Annotated in this window: 18 protein-coding genes, 1 tRNA gene and 2 pseudogenes; 12 read left to right on the top strand and 9 right to left on the bottom strand. The window is 56.0% G+C overall.

The features are described from left to right. Positions 1–219: 219 nt before the first annotated feature. Entirely contained in the window at positions 220–1,671 is a 1,452-nt protein-coding gene (locus N554_RS0123900) for a trehalose-6-phosphate synthase (protein WP_029585801.1), read from the top strand. Between the two features lie 169 nt (positions 1,672–1,840). Here N554_RS0123900 and N554_RS36335 read toward each other — a convergent pair. Then, positions 1,841–2,126 (bottom strand): annotated as a pseudogene (locus N554_RS36335) (hypothetical protein). Positions 2,127–2,410: 284 nt separating this feature from the next. On the opposite strand from N554_RS36335, the gene N554_RS0123890 reads away from it, so the two are divergent. Both N554_RS0123890 and N554_RS40255 read left to right on the top strand, forming a co-directional pair. After that, positions 2,411–2,500, top strand: a tRNA-Ser gene (locus tag N554_RS0123890). A gap of 48 nt (positions 2,501–2,548) precedes the next feature. Beyond that, on the top strand, positions 2,549–2,734 hold the full coding sequence (locus N554_RS40255; protein ID WP_029585800.1) for a hypothetical protein: 186 nt from the start codon (positions 2,549–2,551) through the stop codon (positions 2,732–2,734). 11 nt (positions 2,735–2,745) lie between these two features. Here the strand turns inward: N554_RS40255 and N554_RS0123880 are convergent, their stop codons facing one another. After that, positions 2,746–4,689, bottom strand: coding sequence for a hypothetical protein (locus tag N554_RS0123880; RefSeq protein ID WP_029585799.1), 1,944 nt, complete (start codon positions 4,687–4,689; stop codon positions 2,746–2,748). Positions 4,690–5,474: 785 nt separating this feature from the next. Here N554_RS0123880 and N554_RS40250 point away from each other — a divergent pair. Continuing rightward, positions 5,475–6,410 carry a hypothetical protein gene (locus tag N554_RS40250; RefSeq protein ID WP_156042068.1) on the top strand — a complete coding sequence of 312 codons (936 nt, stop codon included), beginning with the start codon at positions 5,475–5,477 and terminating at the stop codon, positions 6,408–6,410. A 229-nt stretch (positions 6,411–6,639) separates the two neighbouring features. Here the strand turns inward: N554_RS40250 and N554_RS40245 are convergent, their stop codons facing one another. From N554_RS40245 to N554_RS0123855, 3 genes are all read right to left on the bottom strand, one after another. Beyond that, entirely contained in the window at positions 6,640–6,816 is a 177-nt protein-coding gene (locus N554_RS40245; protein ID WP_156042067.1) for a hypothetical protein, read from the bottom strand. An 83-nt stretch (positions 6,817–6,899) separates the two neighbouring features. Beyond that, positions 6,900–7,157 (bottom strand): hypothetical protein, encoded by a 258-nt coding sequence (locus N554_RS0123865; protein WP_029585797.1) that lies wholly within the window; start codon positions 7,155–7,157, stop codon positions 6,900–6,902. Positions 7,158–7,309: 152 nt separating this feature from the next. Further along, positions 7,310–7,600, bottom strand: coding sequence for a hypothetical protein (locus N554_RS0123855; RefSeq protein ID WP_156042066.1), 291 nt, complete (start codon positions 7,598–7,600; stop codon positions 7,310–7,312). 664 nt (positions 7,601–8,264) lie between these two features. Here N554_RS0123855 and N554_RS0123850 point away from each other — a divergent pair. Together N554_RS0123850 and N554_RS0123845 are read left to right on the top strand one after the other, a co-directional pair. Further along, positions 8,265–9,068 carry a DUF4339 domain-containing protein gene (locus N554_RS0123850; protein ID WP_081851386.1) on the top strand — a complete coding sequence of 268 codons (804 nt, stop codon included), beginning with the start codon at positions 8,265–8,267 and terminating at the stop codon, positions 9,066–9,068. A 256-nt stretch (positions 9,069–9,324) separates the two neighbouring features. After that, on the top strand, positions 9,325–9,807 hold the full coding sequence (locus tag N554_RS0123845; RefSeq protein ID WP_029585794.1) for a hypothetical protein: 483 nt from the start codon (positions 9,325–9,327) through the stop codon (positions 9,805–9,807). 136 nt (positions 9,808–9,943) lie between these two features. On the opposite strand, the gene N554_RS0123840 is transcribed toward N554_RS0123845, so the two are convergent. After that, positions 9,944–10,696 (bottom strand): recombinase family protein, encoded by a 753-nt coding sequence (locus tag N554_RS0123840; RefSeq protein ID WP_051677668.1) that lies wholly within the window; start codon positions 10,694–10,696, stop codon positions 9,944–9,946. Positions 10,697–10,874: 178 nt separating this feature from the next. Here N554_RS0123840 and N554_RS0123835 point away from each other — a divergent pair, with 178 nt between their 5' ends. Both N554_RS0123835 and N554_RS0123830 read left to right on the top strand, forming a co-directional pair. After that, complete coding sequence (locus N554_RS0123835; RefSeq protein WP_156042065.1) at positions 10,875–11,687, top strand: hypothetical protein; 813 nt, start codon at positions 10,875–10,877, stop codon at positions 11,685–11,687. Next, positions 11,680–12,810, top strand: a complete 1,131-nt coding sequence (locus N554_RS0123830; protein WP_029585791.1) for a hypothetical protein — start codon at positions 11,680–11,682, stop codon at positions 12,808–12,810. Before N554_RS0123835 ends, N554_RS0123830 begins: the two co-directional genes overlap by 8 nt. Here the strand turns inward: N554_RS0123830 and N554_RS0123825 are convergent. Continuing rightward, a complete protein-coding gene (locus N554_RS0123825) occupies positions 12,805–13,347 on the bottom strand; it encodes a hypothetical protein (protein WP_029585790.1) in 543 nt (180 codons plus the stop codon). The genes N554_RS0123830 and N554_RS0123825 overlap by 6 nt on opposite strands. A 7-nt stretch (positions 13,348–13,354) precedes the next feature. Next, complete coding sequence (locus tag N554_RS0123820) at positions 13,355–14,713, bottom strand: tyrosine-type recombinase/integrase (RefSeq protein WP_029585789.1); 1,359 nt, start codon at positions 14,711–14,713, stop codon at positions 13,355–13,357. 1,159 nt (positions 14,714–15,872) lie between these two features. Between N554_RS0123820 and N554_RS43125 the strand changes: the two are divergent. Then, positions 15,873–16,280: pseudogene (locus N554_RS43125) on the top strand (AAA domain-containing protein); the annotation flags it as partial. 22 nt (positions 16,281–16,302) lie between these two features. Here the strand turns inward: N554_RS43125 and N554_RS0123800 are convergent. After that, complete coding sequence (locus N554_RS0123800; RefSeq protein ID WP_029585786.1) at positions 16,303–17,574, bottom strand: DEAD/DEAH box helicase family protein; 1,272 nt, start codon at positions 17,572–17,574, stop codon at positions 16,303–16,305. Positions 17,575–17,649: 75 nt separating this feature from the next. On the opposite strand from N554_RS0123800, the gene N554_RS0123795 reads away from it, so the two are divergent. The 3 genes from N554_RS0123795 to N554_RS43120 all read left to right on the top strand — a co-directional run bounded on the left by N554_RS0123795 (position 17,650) and on the right by N554_RS43120 (position 20,850). Beyond that, entirely contained in the window at positions 17,650–18,690 is a 1,041-nt protein-coding gene (locus tag N554_RS0123795) for an ATP-binding protein (RefSeq protein WP_197033719.1), read from the top strand. Between the two features lie 124 nt (positions 18,691–18,814). Further along, positions 18,815–20,602, top strand: a complete 1,788-nt coding sequence (locus N554_RS0123790; RefSeq protein ID WP_156042064.1) for an AAA domain-containing protein — start codon at positions 18,815–18,817, stop codon at positions 20,600–20,602. Then, positions 20,599–20,850 carry a pPIWI-associating nuclease domain-containing protein gene (locus N554_RS43120; protein ID WP_197033717.1) on the top strand — a complete coding sequence of 84 codons (252 nt, stop codon included), beginning with the start codon at positions 20,599–20,601 and terminating at the stop codon, positions 20,848–20,850. The genes N554_RS0123790 and N554_RS43120 overlap by 4 nt, the downstream gene beginning before the upstream one ends. Positions 20,851–21,055: the final 205 nt, after the last annotated feature.

The following is a 21,055-nucleotide window of genomic DNA, read 5'->3' as shown; positions in this document are numbered from 1 at the left end:
TTCGGTAGTGCGCAATAGCTCGGTGCTACCACCAAGCGAAATCCTTCGCGAGCCGATGGGTTTTCCGCGGGTCGAAACCTTCGAAAAGTTTTGGGCGCGGTGGAAGAACAAGGTTCCATCGGCCGGCCGCCTGAATTTGGTTTCATTTCGTTGAAAGGTTGGCCGGGAACCATATTGATGAATGGATGTTAATTGACGACCGATACCAGGAGGGGATTTGTGAACCTCGTCGTTGTTTCGAATCGCGTAGCGCGCGGCACGGCCAATGAGCCCATGACGGGAGGTCTGGCGGCTGCTTTGCTGCCGGTCGTAGAGAAATCCGGTGCGATTTGGGTAGGTTCGAGCGGCCGTGTCCGAGACGGCGCCCAGAAGGACCCGTTCGCCGAAATCGAAGCGCTCGGCGCGGGTGCTTTGGCCATGCTGGACCTGCCGGCGGCGCATTACGGCGGATACTACGAAGGTTTCGCAAACTCGGCATTGTGGCCGGCGCTTCATTCGCGTGCCGATTTAATCCGAGCTTCTGAGGAAGATTACCTGTCCTATCGCGAAGTGAACGCCTTCATGGCGCGCGCGCTGCTGCGATTTAGAAGGCCGGACACCGCGTTCTGGATTCAGGACTACCATTTCCTGGCGCTGGGCGGTGAACTGCGCCAGCTCGAGGTGACGCAGCCGATAGGCTTTTTCCTGCACACGCCTTGGCCCGCGCGCGCGATGATCGAAGGCGTGCCGCATCATCGAGAATTGGTCGAGGCGATGCTGGCCTACGATCTGATCGGATTCCAGACCAGGGATGATTGCGAGAATTTCCTTGACTACCTGTCGGCCGAACTTGGGCTCGAGGTCGACGACGGTGTTGTGACCTCGGGTCACGGCAGAACCCGCGTCGCAGTATTTCCGATCGGTATCGACGTCGAAAAATTCGCCGTGCAAGCCACCAAGGCCGCATCCCATCCCGACGTGTCGCGGTTGCGGCGAAGCCTGAATGGCGAGAAGCTGGCGATCGGCGTCGATCGGCTGGATTATTCCAAGGGCCTGATCAACCGCATCAGCGCATTCGACCGCATGTGGACCTTGCAGCCGCAGCTAGCGCGCACGGTGTCGTTGCTGCAGATCGCGACGCCGTCACGGGGCGCGATCGAGGCCTATGGCAATCTGCAAAGCGAACTCGCCAAGCTCGTGAGCGACGTCAATGGCCACCACGGCGAAGTGGACTGGACCCCGATCCGCTATCTCAACAAGGGTTTCAGCCAGACGGTGCTGGCGGGACTTTATCGCACAGCCCAGGTCGGCGTTGTGACGCCGCTGCATGACGGCATGAATTTGGTCGCCAAGGAGTATGTCGCGGCACAAAACCCTGCTGATCCCGGCGTGCTGGTACTGTCGAAATTCGCCGGGGCGGCGAATGAACTGGATACGGCGCTGTTGGTGAATCCCCACGATATCGACAGCATGGCACGGACCATCGCGACCGCGCTCTCGATGCCTTTGACCGAGCGGCGCATGCGCTGGGAGGCGATGGTGGCGAAACTGCGCCGCGGTACCATTCAGCAATGGTTTGCAGATTTCGTCGACACCTTGCAGGAGAGCCGGACGGCTGACAACGAGCCGCTCTTCGACGCGCCGGCATTGCGGCCGCGTCGCTCGGCCAATACCGGCGTGCGGTATCACTGACCGAACCATCACACTCAAACCATCCTAGTTATCCTGAGGAGGGCGCAACGCGGCCGTCTCGAGCGAGCGGGCGCGTGTTCCGCAAAAAGTGGATGCCGGTCTTGCTATCAGAACACGCGCAAACCAAGGGTTCCTGGCTGCTCCTCCTTCGCGGCTCGCTGCGTTTGCTTCAGCGACGGCGCCAGTAACAATATGAAACGCTCTCGAGAACGGGGCAACGCGCCTTGTTCGGCGCGCTCGGATTGTCCAGCGGCACGACGCCGCTAGCTTTTGCCGACGAACACGCCCGGTCCCACGATCACCGACGATTTGTTGCCGGTGATGACGCTCGGATGCGGCGACGACAGGCTCGATCGCGTGCCGTCGCTCCAGATAATCGCGTCGCCGGACAGCAAACCCCGCGGCCCGTCATCGCAACTCACATCCAGGTCCTGACGGGTACAAGCTTGTGCCATCGCGGGGCCCGCGCAGCCTGCGGCAATCGCGGACGCCAGAATCGAGGAACACCAGCGCGCGATTGATCTTCATGGGCCCCTCTGCTGATTGCCGTTGCCCGCCTTAGTCGCTCGTATCAATCGTCGCCTGCAGCCGGTTTTCGGTTCAACCCGCTGGAATACGGGCCGCCCGATGCTGGCGGGACTATAAAATTACCAAGTTATTCAGCTATTTAAGGAAATTTCCGGCATAACAGCCGCGCTCACTTGCAAAAGTCGTCATGCCCCTTCAAGAGAGGGCATCCGGAGAGATGGCCGAGTGGCTTAAGGCGCACGCTTGGAAAGCGTGTGTGCGGGAAACCGTACCGTGGGTTCGAATCCCACTCTCTCCGCCAGCACCTCAGAAGTCCAAGAAACCCCTGTGGCAGAAGGACTTCTCGAAAATGGCAAATCGCAAAACCACACCCATCAACCACACCCGCCCCGCCGATGGCAAGCACCGGCTTGCGGACCTTGCAACGCTATTGGGGCTGAGCCGTTGGGGCAAGGCAGTGCGTCAATTCGTGCTGCCTTCGCGCGCTCGAAAAACACCGATGCAGCGCCTTTCGGAACTGCACCGGCAAGTCTGATCTACCAGCCCCTATGCGGGCTGATGTTTAGCGAGGAAACTCTTCGCTCCTCTACCTCTCCCTGTCACAAGGTATTCAACACCGAGAGCGCTCAGAGCCTTGGTGGTGGTGTGATCCTTGTTTCCCAGGGTCTCCCTCAGCTTCTTGAATGCCGTTTCGCTCAGGGATAGCTCGCGCCGGATGGCTGACAGTGGTGTCCTGCCGGGCAAGCGCGCCTCCATGAACGATATCAACGCTTCATGCGATGAGCCTTTGCGCGGCCTCTTCACCTTCGGCCCATCCATCTCGAAGGGCCAGTCTGCGACCTTGAGGCCGGGCATATCGGCCATGACGTTGGTCAAGATGGCGTCACCATCAGCATCCTTCGGCAACACAATGTAGACATTCGCCTGCGGGCAGCGTCCTTCCTCATCAACCACGCGCCTCAGTTGGATGCGATTGATGGCTTGAATGATCGACACGGAAAGCTGACGCTGCCTCATGACGCGCCTCACGTCCGTGTGGCTCTTCCAGACTGGAGATTTCATCCATTCGTTAGTCTGCAACCCCTGTACGGCGAAGAAGGTGTTATTCGCCCATATCTGGTCCCGGTACGGCAGGCCGAATATCACAGCCGTCTCGAAGTTGGCCCAATCGTTGCGCCCGTCCACCGCGTTCCAATGGCCAACTGCGAGCCTCTCAAAGCCCATGCCTTCGCCCTTCGCTATGTGAGAATTAGCCTTGTGGGTGCACAGGAAGACCGAACTGGATGGAGGCAATTGCTTCTCAAGATCGGCGGCGAGCCGTGCGAACCGCGTCTTGAAGTTCTTGACCATCGCCCGCTTACCTACGCCGCTACACCGCGCGACGTGAAGCGTGGCGTTGCTGTAGTCACGGACGTGGCTTGGAGTTGGTTCCAGTCGCGCCTTGTCCTCGAACAAGTCCCACAAGAAATCGGCTCGTGCGGTGGCATCAAGCACGACGGGGCCGGGAGCGCCCCAAGGAACCGATAGGGACGATGAGTTGAATGAATGCTCATCGCCGCTCTTCGCGTAGTAGGACCATTGCTCGAAGAGCGCCTGACAGCCTTCAAGGGTCCGATCAATCTCTCTCCCAATGCGCAGGCGAGTGTTGGTATCTTCCATGTGAGCGCCTAAACGGTCGTATTGAATGCTCTTCATTGCGGTTCGCAGAGGAGCGAAGTTCACGAGCGGCGCATCTGAGGAAGCATTGATGGCTTCAGGCAAGAATACTGAAGCGCCTCGATCGTGGTCCTCATAAGCGGCGAGCGCCTGCCTGAGCAGCCGAAGGGCCACACATTCGGTCGGTAGTGCCTTGTCCAGGTCATTGGTTATGTACCGCAGCACTTCAGCGATATCGTTGGCTGTGACCTTCACGTCCTCCACCACGTTGGCTAGCGCCTCATCAATGATAGTCAGGAGACGGTCTCCGCCTCTCCAGCGGCTCAGGCGCTCAAAGGCGGCCCCTCGTGAGGCATTGAGGCTGGCCGATGCGTTCACGCACGCTTGGTGTGTAATCACCAACGTGTCGTATTGCTGTAGCGTGTCGGTTGGTTTGGGAGCACGAGAGTGATGAGCAATCGCGGCCTCACGGCCGGCATGGGCATTGATTTCGCTAACGAGTGCATCAGCCTCGTCAATGAGACGTGTTACTATGATGCTGCCAACAGGTGCAGCACTCGTCATGTTCATCTCTGCCAACATTGCAGCAAAGAGGCACGCTCCTCGGGTCTTTCCTGAGCCGGTAGGAGGCTGGAGGATGCGCCAAGGGGCTTGGACACCGTTAGCACTGTCAGTGATGGCCTCGTTGAACGTCTTGGCCATGATGGTCCAGAGCTTCTCCAGCGGTGCTGATGCACAGAGACCAAGCGAGGAGGTCCAGTGGTGCTTCATGCGGGCTGAAAAGACTTGCGGCGGCACGAGCGAAAGGCTGTGCAATCCGATGGGATGTTGCATTTGGGAACCCGGAAGGGATTGAGGAGAGATTGCCCATAGCGTTCGAGCACCGGAGTGGGTGCGAACAGGGCGGGGGAAAGGCACCCCTGAAAGCCCCTAAGAGAAACAGAAAAAAGTCTTCTTAGGAGGTTTCGGGGGTGTGTTTAGGGTGGTGCCGAACGGGCTTTACGGCGCTTCGACGGCGGTAGACGGCTGAAATAGGCGTTTGAATGTGCCTATTCCAGAAGCACACCAATGGCTTAGGCACCGCCTGTGTATTGTTGGTGCCCACCGTGTGCTTTGAAGGTGCTTGTTAGACCTCAGGCAGAAGGCCCGTGAGAGCCTCTAGGGAATCCATAGAGAGGCTTTATGCCGTACCCTACACGAAGGGCGGTTAAGCGTGCTGACCTCTCAGTGGATTCCTGAAAGCCCTCAAGAGCCGTGTAGCTATCGCGCCACTCCTGGAACGCTGTGGCGAGAGATTGCAAGCGAGAGGACGTGCAGCCTCACTTCTTTCAACTCCGCAATTGACGAACTTTCTGCCTACACGCCGCATAAGAACCTGATGGGACCTGAAGAGACGTGCCCTGTTGGTGCTGCCTCTCTTTGCCGCCGTCGATGTCCGCTTTGTTACGCATAGCGGACCCAAGTCCGGCTTAATGGGAAGTCCGTGATGTGCCCACAAGCAGATATGCTTGCAGGCGATCACCTTTGACCAATTGAGAGACTTATAAGTATGATCTTGATGGGAGAGCGCGCTAACGCCGCCCCCCGCGAATGGCGACAGTTTGAGGCAGTGAGGACCAGTGACAGAAACGGCAAAGTCCTTGATAGCAAAATCGTGGAAGAAAACCCGAGTTCGAAAACCAAAGCGCGGAGTAGCCGCCATTTATGCGGGTCACGCGATAATTCTCAATAACAAACTTACTTCAGTTGCTTTCCAAAATCACTTGGAGCTTTACGACGAATTCATATCTTGGCTTGCAGATGTTGCCACTGTGCTGCTGTATAGCAATGGCTCCTTGAAACGAGAGGATTATGCCTACGCCCACTTAGCGTCCGCTATATGCTCGCTCGCACTCTCAGTTCGCCATGCAGCGTGTATCGGTCATGATGTATCCGCAAAAATCTTGGCGCGCTCTCTGGCAGAATATTCAGACGTTATGGCGTTGCTGATCGTACGACCGGACTTGCGAACCGAATTCCAGAAAGAAGAAGCGCCAGAACAATTTTGGCAGAAGCACGTTCAGCGAGGTAAGGCTAGAAAGTCAATCCTAGCCGCGTTGCCTCTCGAAGGGCGCGCCGTAGATTGGTCGACGCAATATGAGAGTTTTCGAAGAGAGGAAGGGAAATTTCTGTCAACATCTGTCCATCCTAGCTATGTCAGTGCTGCCATGACCGTGCTTGCGGTGGACGATGAGAAAGTGGCTTGGCCTGGTTTTCTGGGACGCGTCACAGACGCATCAGTGCGCACATTGGTCTACGCTATGCAGTGCCTCAGCCTTATCGTGTTCTTGAGCCGGCTTCCTTTTGGCGGCAAGAAATCTCAGTTCTCGGTCGGTCTCACATTTGAACCCAAGAACAAATTGCATCGGCAAATTGAAGCTCGAAGGTATGTTCTTGTTCGCATACTGCGGTTCTTAGGAACGCAGCGTTCCGAGAAAGGCGTGTTCAAAGTAAAGGACCCAAAGGGTCTGAAGGAGTGGGCTCAAGAGGAACTACGGAATCAGCTACCCGAATAGTCATTGTCCAATGATTTTAGCAGGGCGTTCGCACGGTTTGCCAATCATCTGTTCCGACCCCTCGTTCGCTGCCAAAAGTAGTCTAACCTCGGCCAATCCCAGAATTGTCTGTGTTGGGCACAAAAGCGGTCCTGATTGCTCCGAAAATCGACTTCCGATCTTCCTCCAATAACGGACATCACACGTCAGAAGGGGAAATGCTCTCGCCCTATGCCGGGCACTTCACTGCTCAATCCTCCATGTACGGCTCGCCATCCTCGTCGGACTTGGTCTTGTCGATTACCTTACCCTCCCGCGAATACTCGATGAAGCACTCAGCGCAGAGGTTCATGCCGTCAACATCCATGTTGGCTTCGTGCGGGCATCCCGGGCAATCGCAGAAGACCCAGACTTCGCGTTGGCTCACTCGATCACCTCGTAATGAGCACTCATCGAAAACCCCGGAAGAGCATCGCAATGCTTTGCCATATGGTCGCGCGAACGACCGTGTCAGCGGCCACTTGAGCCAACCGATGAAACAGGCACCCCCAATCTCACCCTCAGCGCGTCTTTGTCCCGCTTCGCGATGGCAATGTATTCCGCGTTACGAGTGACAAATGGCATAAAAAACTTGTCTTGCTCCTCTTGTGGTAGATGCGAGACTTGATCTTGCAGCCGCTTTAGGAGGTCAGTGTATTTCGTTTGATCATACGCGTTCGATTGGAGAGCTTCGCGCCAAAAATCATCCAATTGGTCCAAGCTGTTCATTGTGATGCTTCCCCCTTGCCGCGCGCATCCTAGCGCAAGACATTGCCTCCCTCAATCAGGAGGTCGATGACCGCGCTAGGGGCCATCAGAAACCGCAGCAGATACCGGTGTTCGTCAGCACGGCTCGGCACCATGTACGTAGACTATGGGCATTAGCTTGTTGTTTCTTTCTCGAAGGTGTTGACGCGCTGCATCAGCCAGTAGGGCTTGCCTGCTTCGTAAATGCGCTCAGAGGCCATTTGGATGGTGCGCTGAAAGGCGTACTCTTTCGGCTTGATGGTCCGACCGTATCGGCCTTCTTTGAAGCCTTCAGCAAGGTGGGTAATTGAAGCCGCGCTCCATCCGTTTCGGAAGGCGCTGCCAAGCACCATGCGTTCGGAGAAGTCACGGCAGACGGAGCGGAGGTACTGGAACGAAGTCCGTAGCTCTGATTGAGAGGTCATTGGTGTTTTTTGTATTCGAGTTATCTGATGCGCGATGCGTGCAGCGAGACGGGCCGTTGCTCGCGTTCCTTCAAGAAACGACGGGCGAAGTAGTCTCGTGACAAAGCGCTATTAATGATGGCCATGAGTTTCCGCCTGCTCAGGCCAATGAAGGGCGTGCCGAAATGCCAGCGTGCGAAGTCGGCTAGGTCATCTTCGATCCAACCGGCTTTGAGAGCGCTGTAGAGCTTCTGAAGCTCGTTCGCGTCTGAGCACGCGCGGAGGAAGGCGTTGAAGTGCGTAGAGCGGGAAATGGCATGTCCTTGATGTTGGAGGCGCTCTCCTCGAATGAAGGTGTATCCCAGAAGTGAGACAGCCCCTCTGTGTACAAGCGTCCAGTTGGAGGCTTAACCCACTGAACTCTTGAATCGAAAGGCTCTTTCAGCGCCTCTTGGTGTATAGGCGTCCGATGGCTGGCTTAACGCGAGCTTCTGAGATCAAAAGCCGTTTCAAGCCGCCTCCTTGTGGATAGGGGAGGCTCGCGCTCTGTGTTTAAGCGTCCAGTTGGACGATTAACTCTCTGTGCCTTCACAACTAAGTGCCGTTTTTCCCTCATTCGTAGGTGCCGCCTCTTGCACGCCCTTAGGGGTTGCGGAATAGTCTTTTCGGGCATGGGGGGTAGGAAATGTCTGACGGCTGGTACTACGCGGAAGCAGGCAATTCAGTAGGTCCAATCGCACTCGATGAACTTCGCAAAGTGCTGAGAACCCGCCGGGATGCTTCACGCGTTCTCGTATGGCGAGAAGGCTTTCAAGAATGGATGGAAGCCGGATCACTGCCAGAGCTTGCTAGGGCGGTCGGTGGGCCACCGCCACTCCCGCCAACGGCCGTTGTTAAGCCAGCGACTATAGAGCGGCACGTATCGCCGCTATCGCCTGAGTACCGGCAAGCTGTGCAGGTTGAAGACAAGCCCCGCAGTTGGATGGGCACAATAGCGGTGATAGCGGCTGCCTTGGTTAGTGTCATCCTGAGCAAGGCGCTTGGTGGCGTCTACTGGATGCCAGTTCTTCTTATCACCGTGTCTATTTGGGTTCTTACAAAGGCAAAGCTGCGGGGCTATGCGGCCTGGATGCTGGGCGTGCTTGTTGGGCAGACGCTTTGGATGGCCATAGGACACGTGACCCTCTATGCCACTGACAAACCAGACCCAGAGATGCTCACGTTCCTCTTCGATTTATGCGTCGTTTTTGGTTTGACAGTGTGGGGGGCGCGTGCGCAGTCCGTTGCGGTGTGCGTATGCGTCTTGCTCTATCAAATCATCGCGCTTGGTACCAATGTCGTGTTCTTAGATGAGTTCGCGAAGGTCAGCGCGGCTGGGGTTGGAATGCACATGGTGCTACGAACGCTCGGCATTGGACTGGCCATCTACGCGATAGTGAGAGCAAGTCAGCACAAAGAAGATGAAGAGACTGAGCCTCTCGTTGTCTAAAGAACGCGCCGCCATAATCTACCGCGCTCTGCCACAATTCTCCCGAAATGGCCCCGTCCCCCGGGCGGCTTTCTCATCGCATTTCGATCTAACAACAACCGCGGATTTACTCCGACTTTTTGAAATCGATTAGATCAAAGAGCTTTCAAATCGCTTTGAGTGGAGGGACCCTAAAAGCAATTTCAACGATTTCTTGTCAGTGCTGGTTTGAAAGTGTTGACTGACGCTGACGAGACAATTTGCAGTGGAGCGCGAAATGCTAAGCAATGCCGAAATCAAGGCCGTCCTCTCAGTGCTTTGGTACACCCATGCCATCCGGAATACCTACGAAAACCGTGCTTTGGACGAAGATGAAAGGTTCTGGAAAAACAACGGCGGCATGTTCACCAACTATTCTCGGTATAATTCTCAGAAATGGAAGGACATGATGGGGCCAGACGATCCGACAGTTCGTGGAAGGCGTATCTCGCATTCGTCAATGATCAAACAGCGCAGGCTTTTCGAAGAAAGCTATCGTGAGCCGATTATTTTGGCCCTCCAATTAGCCGACCGAGTTCGTGAGGCGGTGGCCAAAGCCATAGATAAAAGTGGTCGCTCAGAGGATTACGATTATCATGAGGAGATTGGACAGCAGGCTTGGGAGAAGGTTGCGGCGGACCCCTCGGTGAGGGAGCAGTTGGCTGAGATTGCGAGGGATTGGTGCACCGTTGCCGCCTCGTCAGTCGAACCTACTCGTTAGCAAAGCACGACGCATTTTCCCGTGCATCATGGAGTTTCACCCGGGTTAGGAGTTTTTCAGCTTGCGCAGAGCGCTCCAGCGAGCCCGGCTAAGCTGGCCAGAAACACGCTTTGGGTTTGCACGAGGGCTGAGAGGATCAGGGCGAGCGGCTGCACCCCGGATGAGCACGGTGATTCTCCTGTGTGTTAGGCGGCTGAGGAAGGCGATTGAGGAGACGAGCCACGGCAGTCGGATGCCAAGCTCCCCCACGAGGCGAATGAACGCCTTGACGGTTTAGCTCGTCAGCGATGCTGCGGACGCTCGTGATGCCGGAGCGCTTGATGCCTCCCACGATGCCTTGGAGGTCTATAGCGCGTTGTGCTGCCTTCTCCTTGATCTTGGCGACGGCTTCAGCGTTGCCGGTCTGCTTGCCCGTAAGCGCTCGTGCGCCGTTGGGATTGCCCAGCTTCACGCCGCGTGCCTTCGCCGCAGCAAGGGCGCTCTTGGTGCGCTCGCCTATCAAACCCGCCTCCAACTCCGCTACCGCAGCCATCTGCGTAAGGAGGAACTTGCCCATGGGGCCAGGAGGCACGCTTGGCAGGTCACAAAAAACAAGATCAACGTCGCTGGCGACGAGGGACCGCAGGAGGTCCACGTTGCGTGTCAGCCGGTCCAGCTTGGCGAAGACCAGCTTGGCCCTGATGGCCTTGGCGTGTGCGAGGGCTGCGGCGAGCTTGGGCCGATCTGAGCGCTTCCCGCTCTCCGTCTCGACATACTCTGCGGCCACGGTCCACCGACCACCATTGAGATAGCGTTCCACCGCTTCACGCTGGGCCTCGATGCCCAAACCGCTACGCCCCTGCTTATCCGTCGAGACCCGCAGGTAAGAGACGAACTTGCCCTCTGCCATGACTATAATCCTATGAACACGTTTTGCTCTAACGGATGTTAGGTCAATTTGTGTACGGGTCAACCCCCCTCGTACGGCGGTGGAGAAGTGCGCGGCATCGCCCGCTCTGCTTGCACTCCCGCTGGTTCGCAAGCATCTTGCGAAGGCGAGAATAGATGAGGAAGACGATCTGTCGCCCGTGAAGAAACCGAAGCCGATCAACCTCGAACAGATGGCGCAGGCCGGATGCGGCGATCTGCTAGAGGTTACCCTGTTCGCTCCCCAGGGCGCTAACGAGCATGATTTTCTGCTGGGTGCAGACGTTCGATTTGGGACCATGATTGTGTCGTCGGAAGACTGGTCGAAGTCCGTGGAAATTGGACTTGCGAGGGCCACTCTCGGCTTAGACCTGACGGGGTGTGAAATTGATCCCTCTGCCCACCGCTTTGGAGACAAGAAGCCAGTGGTGGCAAAGACGCATATTCAGCGCACACAGGCTGACACTAAAGCCTTCCGAATAGGAGGAAGCGGCTCCCTTGGTGCGCAGCTAAAAGGTGGCAACCTCAGCCTCGGGAAGAACGAAGCAACCCTCAGCGCCGGGGCGTCTAAAGAAGGCAAGGTTTCTGCGACGGAAACTCAGGTCGCGGACACGCGCGAAGAACCGGTAGTGGCCATGTCCGGGAACAGATGGCGTTTTTCCGCAGTCGCGGAAGCCTATATGCAATCGCGCTACTCTGGTGACGAAACTCTTTGCAAGCTGCGCGTTAATGCGCCCAATATCAGAGTTGAGGGCCGCCTTGCCTTCCAGCCTAAAGATATTGTCATGATAGATGTGGAAGCGCAGCCAGCGTTACTCGACCGCTTCAAGAAGTCTCCAAACCAGACAGCTATCGCAAAAGTCCTCCTTGCCAGACATCTGAAGGAAATCAATCTTCTGGAGGATAAAAGCGGAGCAACCTCGATTGCGGGCTGGTGTTCGACACTACAAGGCGTTGTCAAGAACGATGAGTGACGCGCTGAAGGCTCTATTCACGTTACTTGAGACCGAAGAGGAGGATTTTGCCGCGCTGCTCCAGCGCTTCGGCATCGATCCAGCCATAGACCTTCAAAACTGTGACCTGACAAACGTCGATTTTGGCAATCTCACAACCGATACTTTGAACTTGGTCGGGGCCAGCATTGGAGGAGCTAATCTCACGAACGTTAGATGCAGGCGAATTATCGGGGCAGGAGAGGTGTTTCAAGTACCTCACCATGGGGCAACACCCAAAGCTCGTGTTTCGAGTTCGATCCTCGACGCAGTTATAATGACTGTCTCCAAATACCAGAATGCTGATTGGACAGTGGATGCCATAATCAGAGGCTTTGAAGACAGCACCGCGCCAATATTGGCATTCTACGATAGCTCTGTAGAGCAAGACGTGCTCACGAAGCGCATATGTACATTCTTCAATGACCTCTCTGGTCCCCTCTCAGTCGGGCCGGACCGCCCAAAATTCGTCTGGTTCTATTCAAAGGCACACAAATCTCGCTTTGAATTGGTGGCCTCTTCTCTTGAGAAGAACTTCTTCGACCTTCTGCGAACTGACAAGACATCCGACGATATTGGTGTGTATCCCTATTTGTCGAACCGCGCCGCCGCGAGCCGGATCAAGGAAAGCTTGGAAGGGCCATACGACAAGATGCGTGCCGCTTTTGCTCGAAGGGTCGGTCAAGAGGTGCAAGGCAGCGAACGGGGCGCCGTGTTACTTTTCTCAGGATATCCACCCATATCGAAGCGCCTCTATCAGGAAATACGCGGCGCAACAAATCAGCGCCTTAAGCTGATTTTCCTTTGCTCCACTAGGCTGGAGGACGAATACAACGCTCGATCAGCGGAGTGGAAGCGACAGGTTGTGCCGGCGTATGCTATCGGTGAACCTCAAGCGAGCGATAAGGATATTGAACGCCTTCGGAAGCGGGTCGAGATGGCCTCGCGAGGAACCATTTTGTTTGGAGTAAAATTTCAGCAGCAATTAGAGCGCTTCGACGGAAAGCCACTACAGATGCTGAAAAAGGAAGTGATAGATTGTCTCAAGGTGGTGGCGAGCCAGATGCCAATGACCAAGCTCAATAGCGATGAGATTGTTTTATGATTGACTTAGGCTCGGAAAGAGAAACCCACCCTCAATAGTGTCAAACTGAAACGGCGGCGGCTCAGGGGGAGCCTTCACGACCTGTACGCCGGTCATTATCACGAATACGATGCCTTGCGATTTCTTGGCGAAAGCGGCGCACCTAACGTGGTAGCCCTTGCCTAGCTTGAACGGCGGCGGTGCAAGATTGTTCTGCGCATCAACTATGGGAGGCCAGAGCGCGCGCCCTGACGAAAACCTGAGAGACGTTACGTTCTTATCACCATCCGCGAATATAGGATTGCAGAACAGCTTGCGTGCCCTTGGGCCGTCTCGCACCTCAAGAACCTTGAAAACGGCCGTGATTAACAGCGCGGCCTCTTGCTTGGGTACACTGAGCCTGAGCACGTTGAGGGGGCTTGGCTCATCGTAGACAACCTCTCCAGCGTGGGTGATGCGCTTAATCTCGCCTATGGGGGAGACGAAGGTGCAGCCGGTTGGCGTCTTGGCGAGATGAAAAGGAAGCTGTGCTGGAACAGACGACATGCGCGCCAGCATGCCGCGATCAGCCCTTCATGCCAACTCCCGCCGTGATAGCCTTCATCACTTCCGGTCCATAGTCGAGCGCATCAATCACTTTGCGAAGGTTCACGCGCTGGCCCTTGCTGTAATGGCCGTAGGTCATGCTGACGCGCTTGTGGCCGACTAGGAGCTTCGTCGTGCTCTCTGGTACCTCAAGGCCCTCAAGGCATTCCATGAAGGTGTTTCGCAGGGCATGGAAGTCTTCGAAGCGCGCGCTAACGCCTACGGTCTTCTGTTTGCGGAATCGCCCATATGCCTTGCTGACGTTCCACGAGCGTTTCTCATCAGGTCCGCCCGGCACAAGGCCATCAAATAGCCACTCTCCCTTACTCTTCAGCCGACGCTCTACAATTGACGCGGCGAGCTTGTGAACGGGTATCTCCCGCACGGCACTATCAGTTTTGCCATCACCGATCACAAGCCAAAGGCCGTCCGCGTGCTTGTGAATGTCTGCCTTCTTCAGCGCACATAGTTCGTCTATGCGCGCGCCGTGCAACAGGGCAAGGCGCAAAAGATCGGAGAGCACGTTGGCATATCGCGCGGTCCGGTAGCGGCCCTTGAGCAACTTCAGTAGGGTCTCGTTGCTAAGGCCCTTTCTGACAGCCTTTGTACTTTTGCCTCGTGGCTTCTTTCCCACACCGTGTTCGCGCCATGGATTGTCGCGCCGGGTCTCAAGCCCGCTTCCCTTCAGCCACTGCCAGAATGTCGAGAGGGTGGAGAGATGTCGGGCGATAGTCTTGTTCGCCAACTTCTGATCCCTCAAAGCCTGGACGTACTCGCCCGCCTTCCTTCGGTCAGTTTGCTCAACCGACGTATATTGACCGGACCAGGTGAGATATCGCTTAATCGTGGCTTCGTGCTGCTCCTTGGTCTGCTTTGTGCCTTCACATACCGTCAGCCAAGTGGGGTAGTGGTCGCTAATCAAACTGGCCTTGCCGGTGGCAAGGTTGCGGAACAGCTTCTCAGCCTCAGGTCCTTGCGCGTCCAAAAGCGCTGAAGCCTCCCGGTTCACGACCTCCAGCAGTTCACTGGCTGCATCACTCTCTTGATCCCCGTGCGCTAGGTGTTCGTTGTCGGGGGAGGCGAATGCCTCGCGAAAGGCGATAGCCGCCTCAATCGCTGCGGCAAGAGGGTCGGCCTTCCCCTTCTCAAGGAGCCGGATGCGCCGCTTAAACTCGGCAACATGGGAATGCTTCAGACGGTTGGCTTCTGTGAGGCTCTCGGTGCCGAGAGATTTCAAGAAGCGGGGTTTGCCCTTAGCGGCTTTGCGAAGATGCTTTGGAATCTCGACAACTACGCGCCAAGTGTTGTCTTTGCGCTGAAGATATTTAGTGTCCGCCATGCCAAACCATACCCCAAAACCATACCTTGCTATCGTCAGAAAGGCTGATATACAAGGGGATATTGGACTGCATGGGCTTTCGGGGGAGGTTCCCACTCTCTCCGCCAGATTGGCCGGGTGCACGGTTTCTCCGGGCGTTATCCGTGGCACAAAAGCCCAGTGTTTGCGGGCTTTTTTCATTTTCGCGTCCGTCTGGCCGGATCAGCAAGAGGCCGTTTTTTCTCCGAAAGGCCTGTTTTTCTCCGAACCTCTGGACTCCGTCCATTTAGTACGGTTCTTGAAATCTAATTGTTTCCAGCGACTTGGAGCCTCACCGGAAAAAGGGTTCGGAAATATTTCTCGCATAGGCGAGAGCCTCCAATTTCCAAAATCGGTTGTGCAACAGGTCCAATTTACCATTTCAAGATTCGAATCCGCCGGCCCTAGCCAGGCAGTCCAGTGCTTAGAGAATCGTCCCGTATCCGCTTCAATGCGGAAGGCGTTGTCGCGATTGAAGCGGCGTTGTTGATCGTATTTGCAGTGCTGGTATTTTACAGATTTTAGGATGAATCATGGCGCTAACAAACAAGGTCGATGATTTTCTTGCTGATCTAAACCGAAAAATCACGACTCATGAGAGATGCCGACGAGTGGACGCTGGCTTTTACCAATTTCTCGTCATTGGGGCCGCGCTGTCAGGCTTCGCGTCTTTAGCTGCGGGTCTTTACTACAAAAGCCCAGAGGTTGCGGGCGTCATTGGTGGTCTGACAAGTGTGGCAACAATCCTGGCGCAACAGCTTCGCTGTGTGAAAGCGATCGACTGGCGGTATCGTGCTTCAATCGAGTTAGAGGCGATCAAGTCGAAGCTAATGTTTGAAGGCCCTGCGGATGATGCTCGCGTGGCGGCGTTATCCGCGGAAGTTCGCGAACTTGAACGTAGGATGCCGGCGCACGGTTTGTACTGGCGGAGGACGCGGCGCGCCGCTGCCTTCGCTCACTGGAGGGGCCAGACAGCGAGGGCATTTCTCCGTTCAGGCAGGAAACCTTTGAGCCCATCCTGAAGATTTGTGGCGGCCAGCTGGACCCCGAGGGTCGGTTTCTTCCCGATCATCATTCGCTACCCGCATCCGAGCCGGTCCCGGAGGCCGAAGGAGAATACCTAACGGTTAGCGACCGATACGTGCTCTACGCGCGCCGCCGATCGAACAACTCCGTGCTGAGGGACATAGAACGTCTCAGAAAGGAGGTTTCTTCGGAAGACGGTGAGCCGACCAAGATCGAAGGTTCGACCCGGACGCTTGTCCTGGGCCCGACAGACGGTATCGACGACACATTCAAGCCGCTTGGAGATCGCTTGGGTGCGGCCGATCAGCTTCAACTGGACGCCGACGAGGCGCCGGTCGATCCGGATCACGGCGACCTATTTTTTCCTAAGCCGTTCAACGACGAACAGGTTGAAATCATCCGCCGCCTCGAAAAGTCGGATGGTCTCGTAGTGCAGGGCCCGCCGGGTACTGGAAAAACGCATACCATCGCTAACATCATAAGCCACATGCTGGCGACGGGGCGGCGGGTCCTCGTCGTCTCGCATGGAGAGACGGCGCTACGGGTCATTCAAGACCAATTGCCGGAGGGTGTTCATGGTCGATCAGGTCTTGATCGCCTTCACGGAATCGGACCACGCCTAACTTCAGTCCGACCTTGTTCAATCCGGCCCCCACTACTTCGGATCGTGGTACCACAACTCGGCTCGCAACCTCGATCCCCGCCTTCTTCTCGAAGGCGTCCAGCTTCTCGTCATTCGGGGTCGCTGTGGCGAGGATCGTGAAGTCCGGCTGGATGTGGTTGAGGTAAAACTCCGCCGCTACCGTGGCCGACGCCCCAAAGTTAAGATGAGCTTCGTCGATCACCACGCCAACGAAGAACCCACTGGCCCGCAAAGCGGCGATCATGTCATCAAAAGAAAGCACGGATTCCGAGGTTCGCCGCACCTTACGCGCATCTCTGTTGCTAGCCGCGACTGTAGCCCAAGTCTGAATGAAAACATCGCTGTCCCGGGTACCGACGTGCTGGCGGTCCGTCGCTACGTCACGCACCCGCAAGCCGCCGCATTGCTTCACCAGCGCTTCCCGCGTTTGTGATACCAGCCCTGCGTAGGGTGCGAACCACAACCAAACTACGGGCCTTGATAAGGCGCCACGCAGCCCTTCCAGCACCCTACCTAGAATCAGCGTCTTGCCCGATCCCGTGGGGCTTTGCAGCAGGGTCACGCCGCTCTTCAGCGAAATCTCCTTACGGTGCGCCGGGTCGTAGTCGTGAAGCTCGGCAACTTTTTGGATCACGCCGGTCAGCGCCTTCAGCTTCCGTTGCAATAGGCCAGTAATATCCACACTCCGACAAAACTCGCGGGCGATGTCGTCAACTAGGTCGTTCAGCTTTGCGGGATCAGGTGGGAGCTCCCGAACAAGCGCCTCTGGCAAATCGATATCCTTCCGAATCGGAAAGAGCCGGAAATTGGCTTTGGCGATTGCTGCAGAGGCGATCGGTTTCGCTACTTCCGGGAGATTGCCGAACAGCGGTGTCTGCACCATCTGCTGCCATGCCTCGCCGACGGCGATGGCCCGGTCTTGTTCTGTTTCAGGCTTCTGCTGCACATGGGGAAGCACTACGCCCTGTTGGATTAGATTCGCGAGCCGATGTTGGCGCTCTTTGGCATCGGCGGGCGGAAGAGGCGTGAGGTATGATCCCTGCTGAATTTCAGATAGCTCGATCCGCCTCTCAGGATTGCCGAATTCATATATGTCCAAGTTGTCGGTAATAAGCTCGATGCTCTCCTTCACAGCCTTCAACTCGTCGACGGCCGCCTGAAGCCCCAACTGCATCTTGGGATCGGTTAACAGCACATAACCGGGACCGCTCGCGACTACCCCATTGAGCTATTTACGACGAACTATGACTTGCTCCTCGAGGAAGCTTTCGAGCGCTCCCGGGCACCATACTTCGATGGCTTCACCGGTGGCCGCGAACCTTTCTTCGATCCAGTGACAGTCGCGAGCAATGATCTTCCAGCAAGGTGGACACGGATAGACCTCGATAAACTCGTAACTCGACATTCGGCCGTGCTGGGTTCAACGGGTTCCGGCAAATCCACAACAGTTGCGAGTCTTCTAAGATCGATTTCGGTTGGACAGGGAAGCGGTTCGGCATTTCCTAGTGCCAGAGTCTTGTTGATCGACATTCACGGCGAATATGGTCACGCGTTGAAGTCTGCTGCCAAAGTGTTCCGTGTGAATCCGCAAGATGGTGAAAGCGCTCTCTTTGTGCCCTATTGGGCCCTCGACATAAATGACCTGCTGCCATTTCTTTTGGGAAAGACGGAAGAGAAAGCACTTACTGCGATAACCGATAAAATATTGGCCATGAAGCTTGCCGTGTCAAAGGTAAAAAAATATCCAGGCGTCGATGAAAACTCGCTCACAGCCGACAGCCCAGTGCCTTTCAGTCTCAAAAAGCTCTGGTACGAACTAATCGATCCTGAAGTCAAAACGTGGCTTGACGCAGCCCGAAGCCAAACCGCCATTAAGACGCCAGGCGCAGCCGAAACACTTACTGCACCAATTTATCCCCTGCCGGCGCTTGGCAGCGCATCGCCGTTTGCCAACAATATAGGCGTCCTTTCCATCAGGCGTCAGCTTGATCAACTCCGATCGCGTCTTTTGGACAAGCAATTTGATTTCATGCTGCATCCGGGAAAATGGGAACCGGGGATAGATGGAATCCCAACCAACGATCTGCCGCAGCTTCTCGATGAATGGTTTGGTCACGACAAGCCAATCACTGTTCTTGATTTGTCGGGAGTACCGAGTGCCGTCCTGCTTCGTTTGATTGGCGGCATTCTGAATATTATTTATGAAGCCTTGTTTTGGGGCAGAGAAATGAGCGAAGGCGGCCGCAAGCGACCGCTTCTAGTGGTTATGGAGGAAGCTCACCTACCTTGAAACCATCGGGGCCAGCAGTCAGCTTGCGCAGCTGCACCAAGAACGGCTGGAAATAGAGAAAGCTCTCCGTGATGGGTTTGCCGCGCTTGTGAAAGAAAGGACTTTCTTCAATCTCGCGGCCACCATGAAGGGCTCTGCCAAATCCGCTCTTCAGGGGTTCGCAAACATCATCCGCCGTTTGGGCCCCGGGACCGGGCAACGCGCCGTGCTTCACCGCCAGAACGCACGACTGGCGATGCAGAATTGCTACGAAGCAGTTCCATGCTGGATTATGCCGACGTGGCGCGTCTCCGAACAGTTGCCCGCAACCCTTGCCAGTTTCGACCTTGTAATTCTAGATGAAGCTTCGCAGTCCGATGCGCGCGAGTTGCCAGCGCTGTTACGCGGAAAGAAAATACTAGTTGTCGGCGACGACCGCCAAGTCAGTCCTAGCTCTGCATTCCTGTCGATCGCGAACATCGCGCGTCTACGACAGAATTTCCTTAGCGAATTTCCTTTCCGCGCAGAAATTGAGCCCGGAGCTTCGATCTACGATCTTGCGCGGGTGATGTTTCCAGCGAAATTCGTCATGCTCAAGGAGCATTTTCGATGTGTCGAGCCCATTATACGATTTTCGATGCAGTTCTATAACCAAGATCTGGTGCCGCTTCGCGTTCCCAAACCCAGCGAACGGCTCGATCCACCCCTGGTCGATATCTATATTGAAGACGGGCAACGTCGGGGAAAGTCGAAGGTCAATCCGCGCGAAGCCGAGGTCATTGTCGAAGAAATTGCCAGCATCGTTGAAGGGGCGTCGGGCGTTGAGGGCGCGGCGCGGTCAATCGGCGTTATATCACTTATCGGTGCCGATCAGGCTTTGCACATTCAGAAGCTTCTGATGGAGCGCATCGGCGAGGCCGCCATGGTGAGACATCGGGTTGTCTGCGGTGACAGCGCGACCCTGCAAGGAGACGAACGCGATATCGTATTCATCTCTATGATCGCGGACCGTGCACGCAAACAGTCGCAGACATCAATTCAGTACCAGCAGCGGTTCAATGTCGCGTTATCTCGGGCAAGGGACCGGATGGTGTTGGTTCGGTCGGTTAAAGAGGAAGAGCTGAATCCCAAGGACCTAAAATCGAAGGTCATCGGACATTTCCGCGACCCGATGCCGAACGACGTCAATGCCAGTGCCGAACTCGTGGACCTCTGCCAGTCCGAATTTGAGCGTGCGGTTTTTATGGCTCTCGTAGACCGCGGCTATCGCGTCATTCCGCAAGTAGGGTCTGTGGGCTTCTCTATTGACATGGTGGTCGAGGGCGAAGGTGGCAGGCGCCTTGCCATTGAATGCGACGGCGACCGATATCACGGCCCGGAGCGCTGGGCAGATGATATGCGGCGGCAACGTATCTTGGAGCGGGTGGGCTGGAGCTTTTGGCGTTGCTTCGGTTCCAATTATCGTATCGATCAGGAAGGCGTCATGGACGATTTGATCCAGACGCTGGAGCGTATGCAGATCAAGCCGATTGGCCGCGAAACGGTGAATCGCAGTTTTTCCGAACATCGCGTTATCCCGCCAGTGGTGGAGGCGTCAAGCACGGCGGCAACACACGCTGGCGGGGCAATTTCCGTCGCGACCCTGCGAGCCGATCTGGATACAGCTTCGAATGACGCGGAAGCGGACTATCGACTGGTTACGGGCGACCGCGTTGTGATTCGGTATCTGGACGCGGAGCCGTCGCGGCCGGAATTCTTTACCATGAGCGATATCGCGGACGATCCAATGAACGGCTATCTGCTGTTGTCTTCGCCACTTGGACAAGTGTTGTCACAGGGATCGCCTGGAGATGAGTTGACCTTTCAGGAGGGTGAGAGGGAGCGCTCGGTTCTGTTTGTATCGTTGGAGACCGCATCGGCCGAGGCTGCTTGAGGCTGCTTGACGTTAGACGATCAGCTATCGGCATTGCTGCCAAAAGCCATCGATCAGTTCTCGCGGGGCGCCATCGAGAGGGCGCGCAGCATGCCTTGGTGGATACCGCCAATCCTTTGCGGCTAAACTTTTTCTGCGCCGCAATGCGAATTTTGTTCGAACACATGATCGGCACGCTAGCGCCCGTTGATCAAGTCACAAAAGCAGAATGGTTTGTCGCAGAGCGGGCGAATGTCCGTTGCTGCTGAAGCGCCCAGAACAGGCACGCATTTCAAGGTAGCCGGTCACGAAACTATTTGATGGCCGTTTTTCAAAGCAGAGGCGAGCCCCTCGCGAAACCCGGATGATTCTAGAAGTTCATCTCCGGCATTGAAGTCAGGATCGAGGCGCCATTGGGCTCCGTCGGCCGGAGGCGGTTTCGGAGTGTGGTCCTTGATGATTAATTGACGGCCG

This window comes from Bradyrhizobium sp. URHD0069 (assembly GCF_000701345.1).
GTDB lineage: Bacteria > Pseudomonadota > Alphaproteobacteria > Rhizobiales > Xanthobacteraceae > Bradyrhizobium.
Note: the sequence above shows the minus strand (reverse complement) of the source record. Positions and strands in the feature narration are given on the sequence as shown.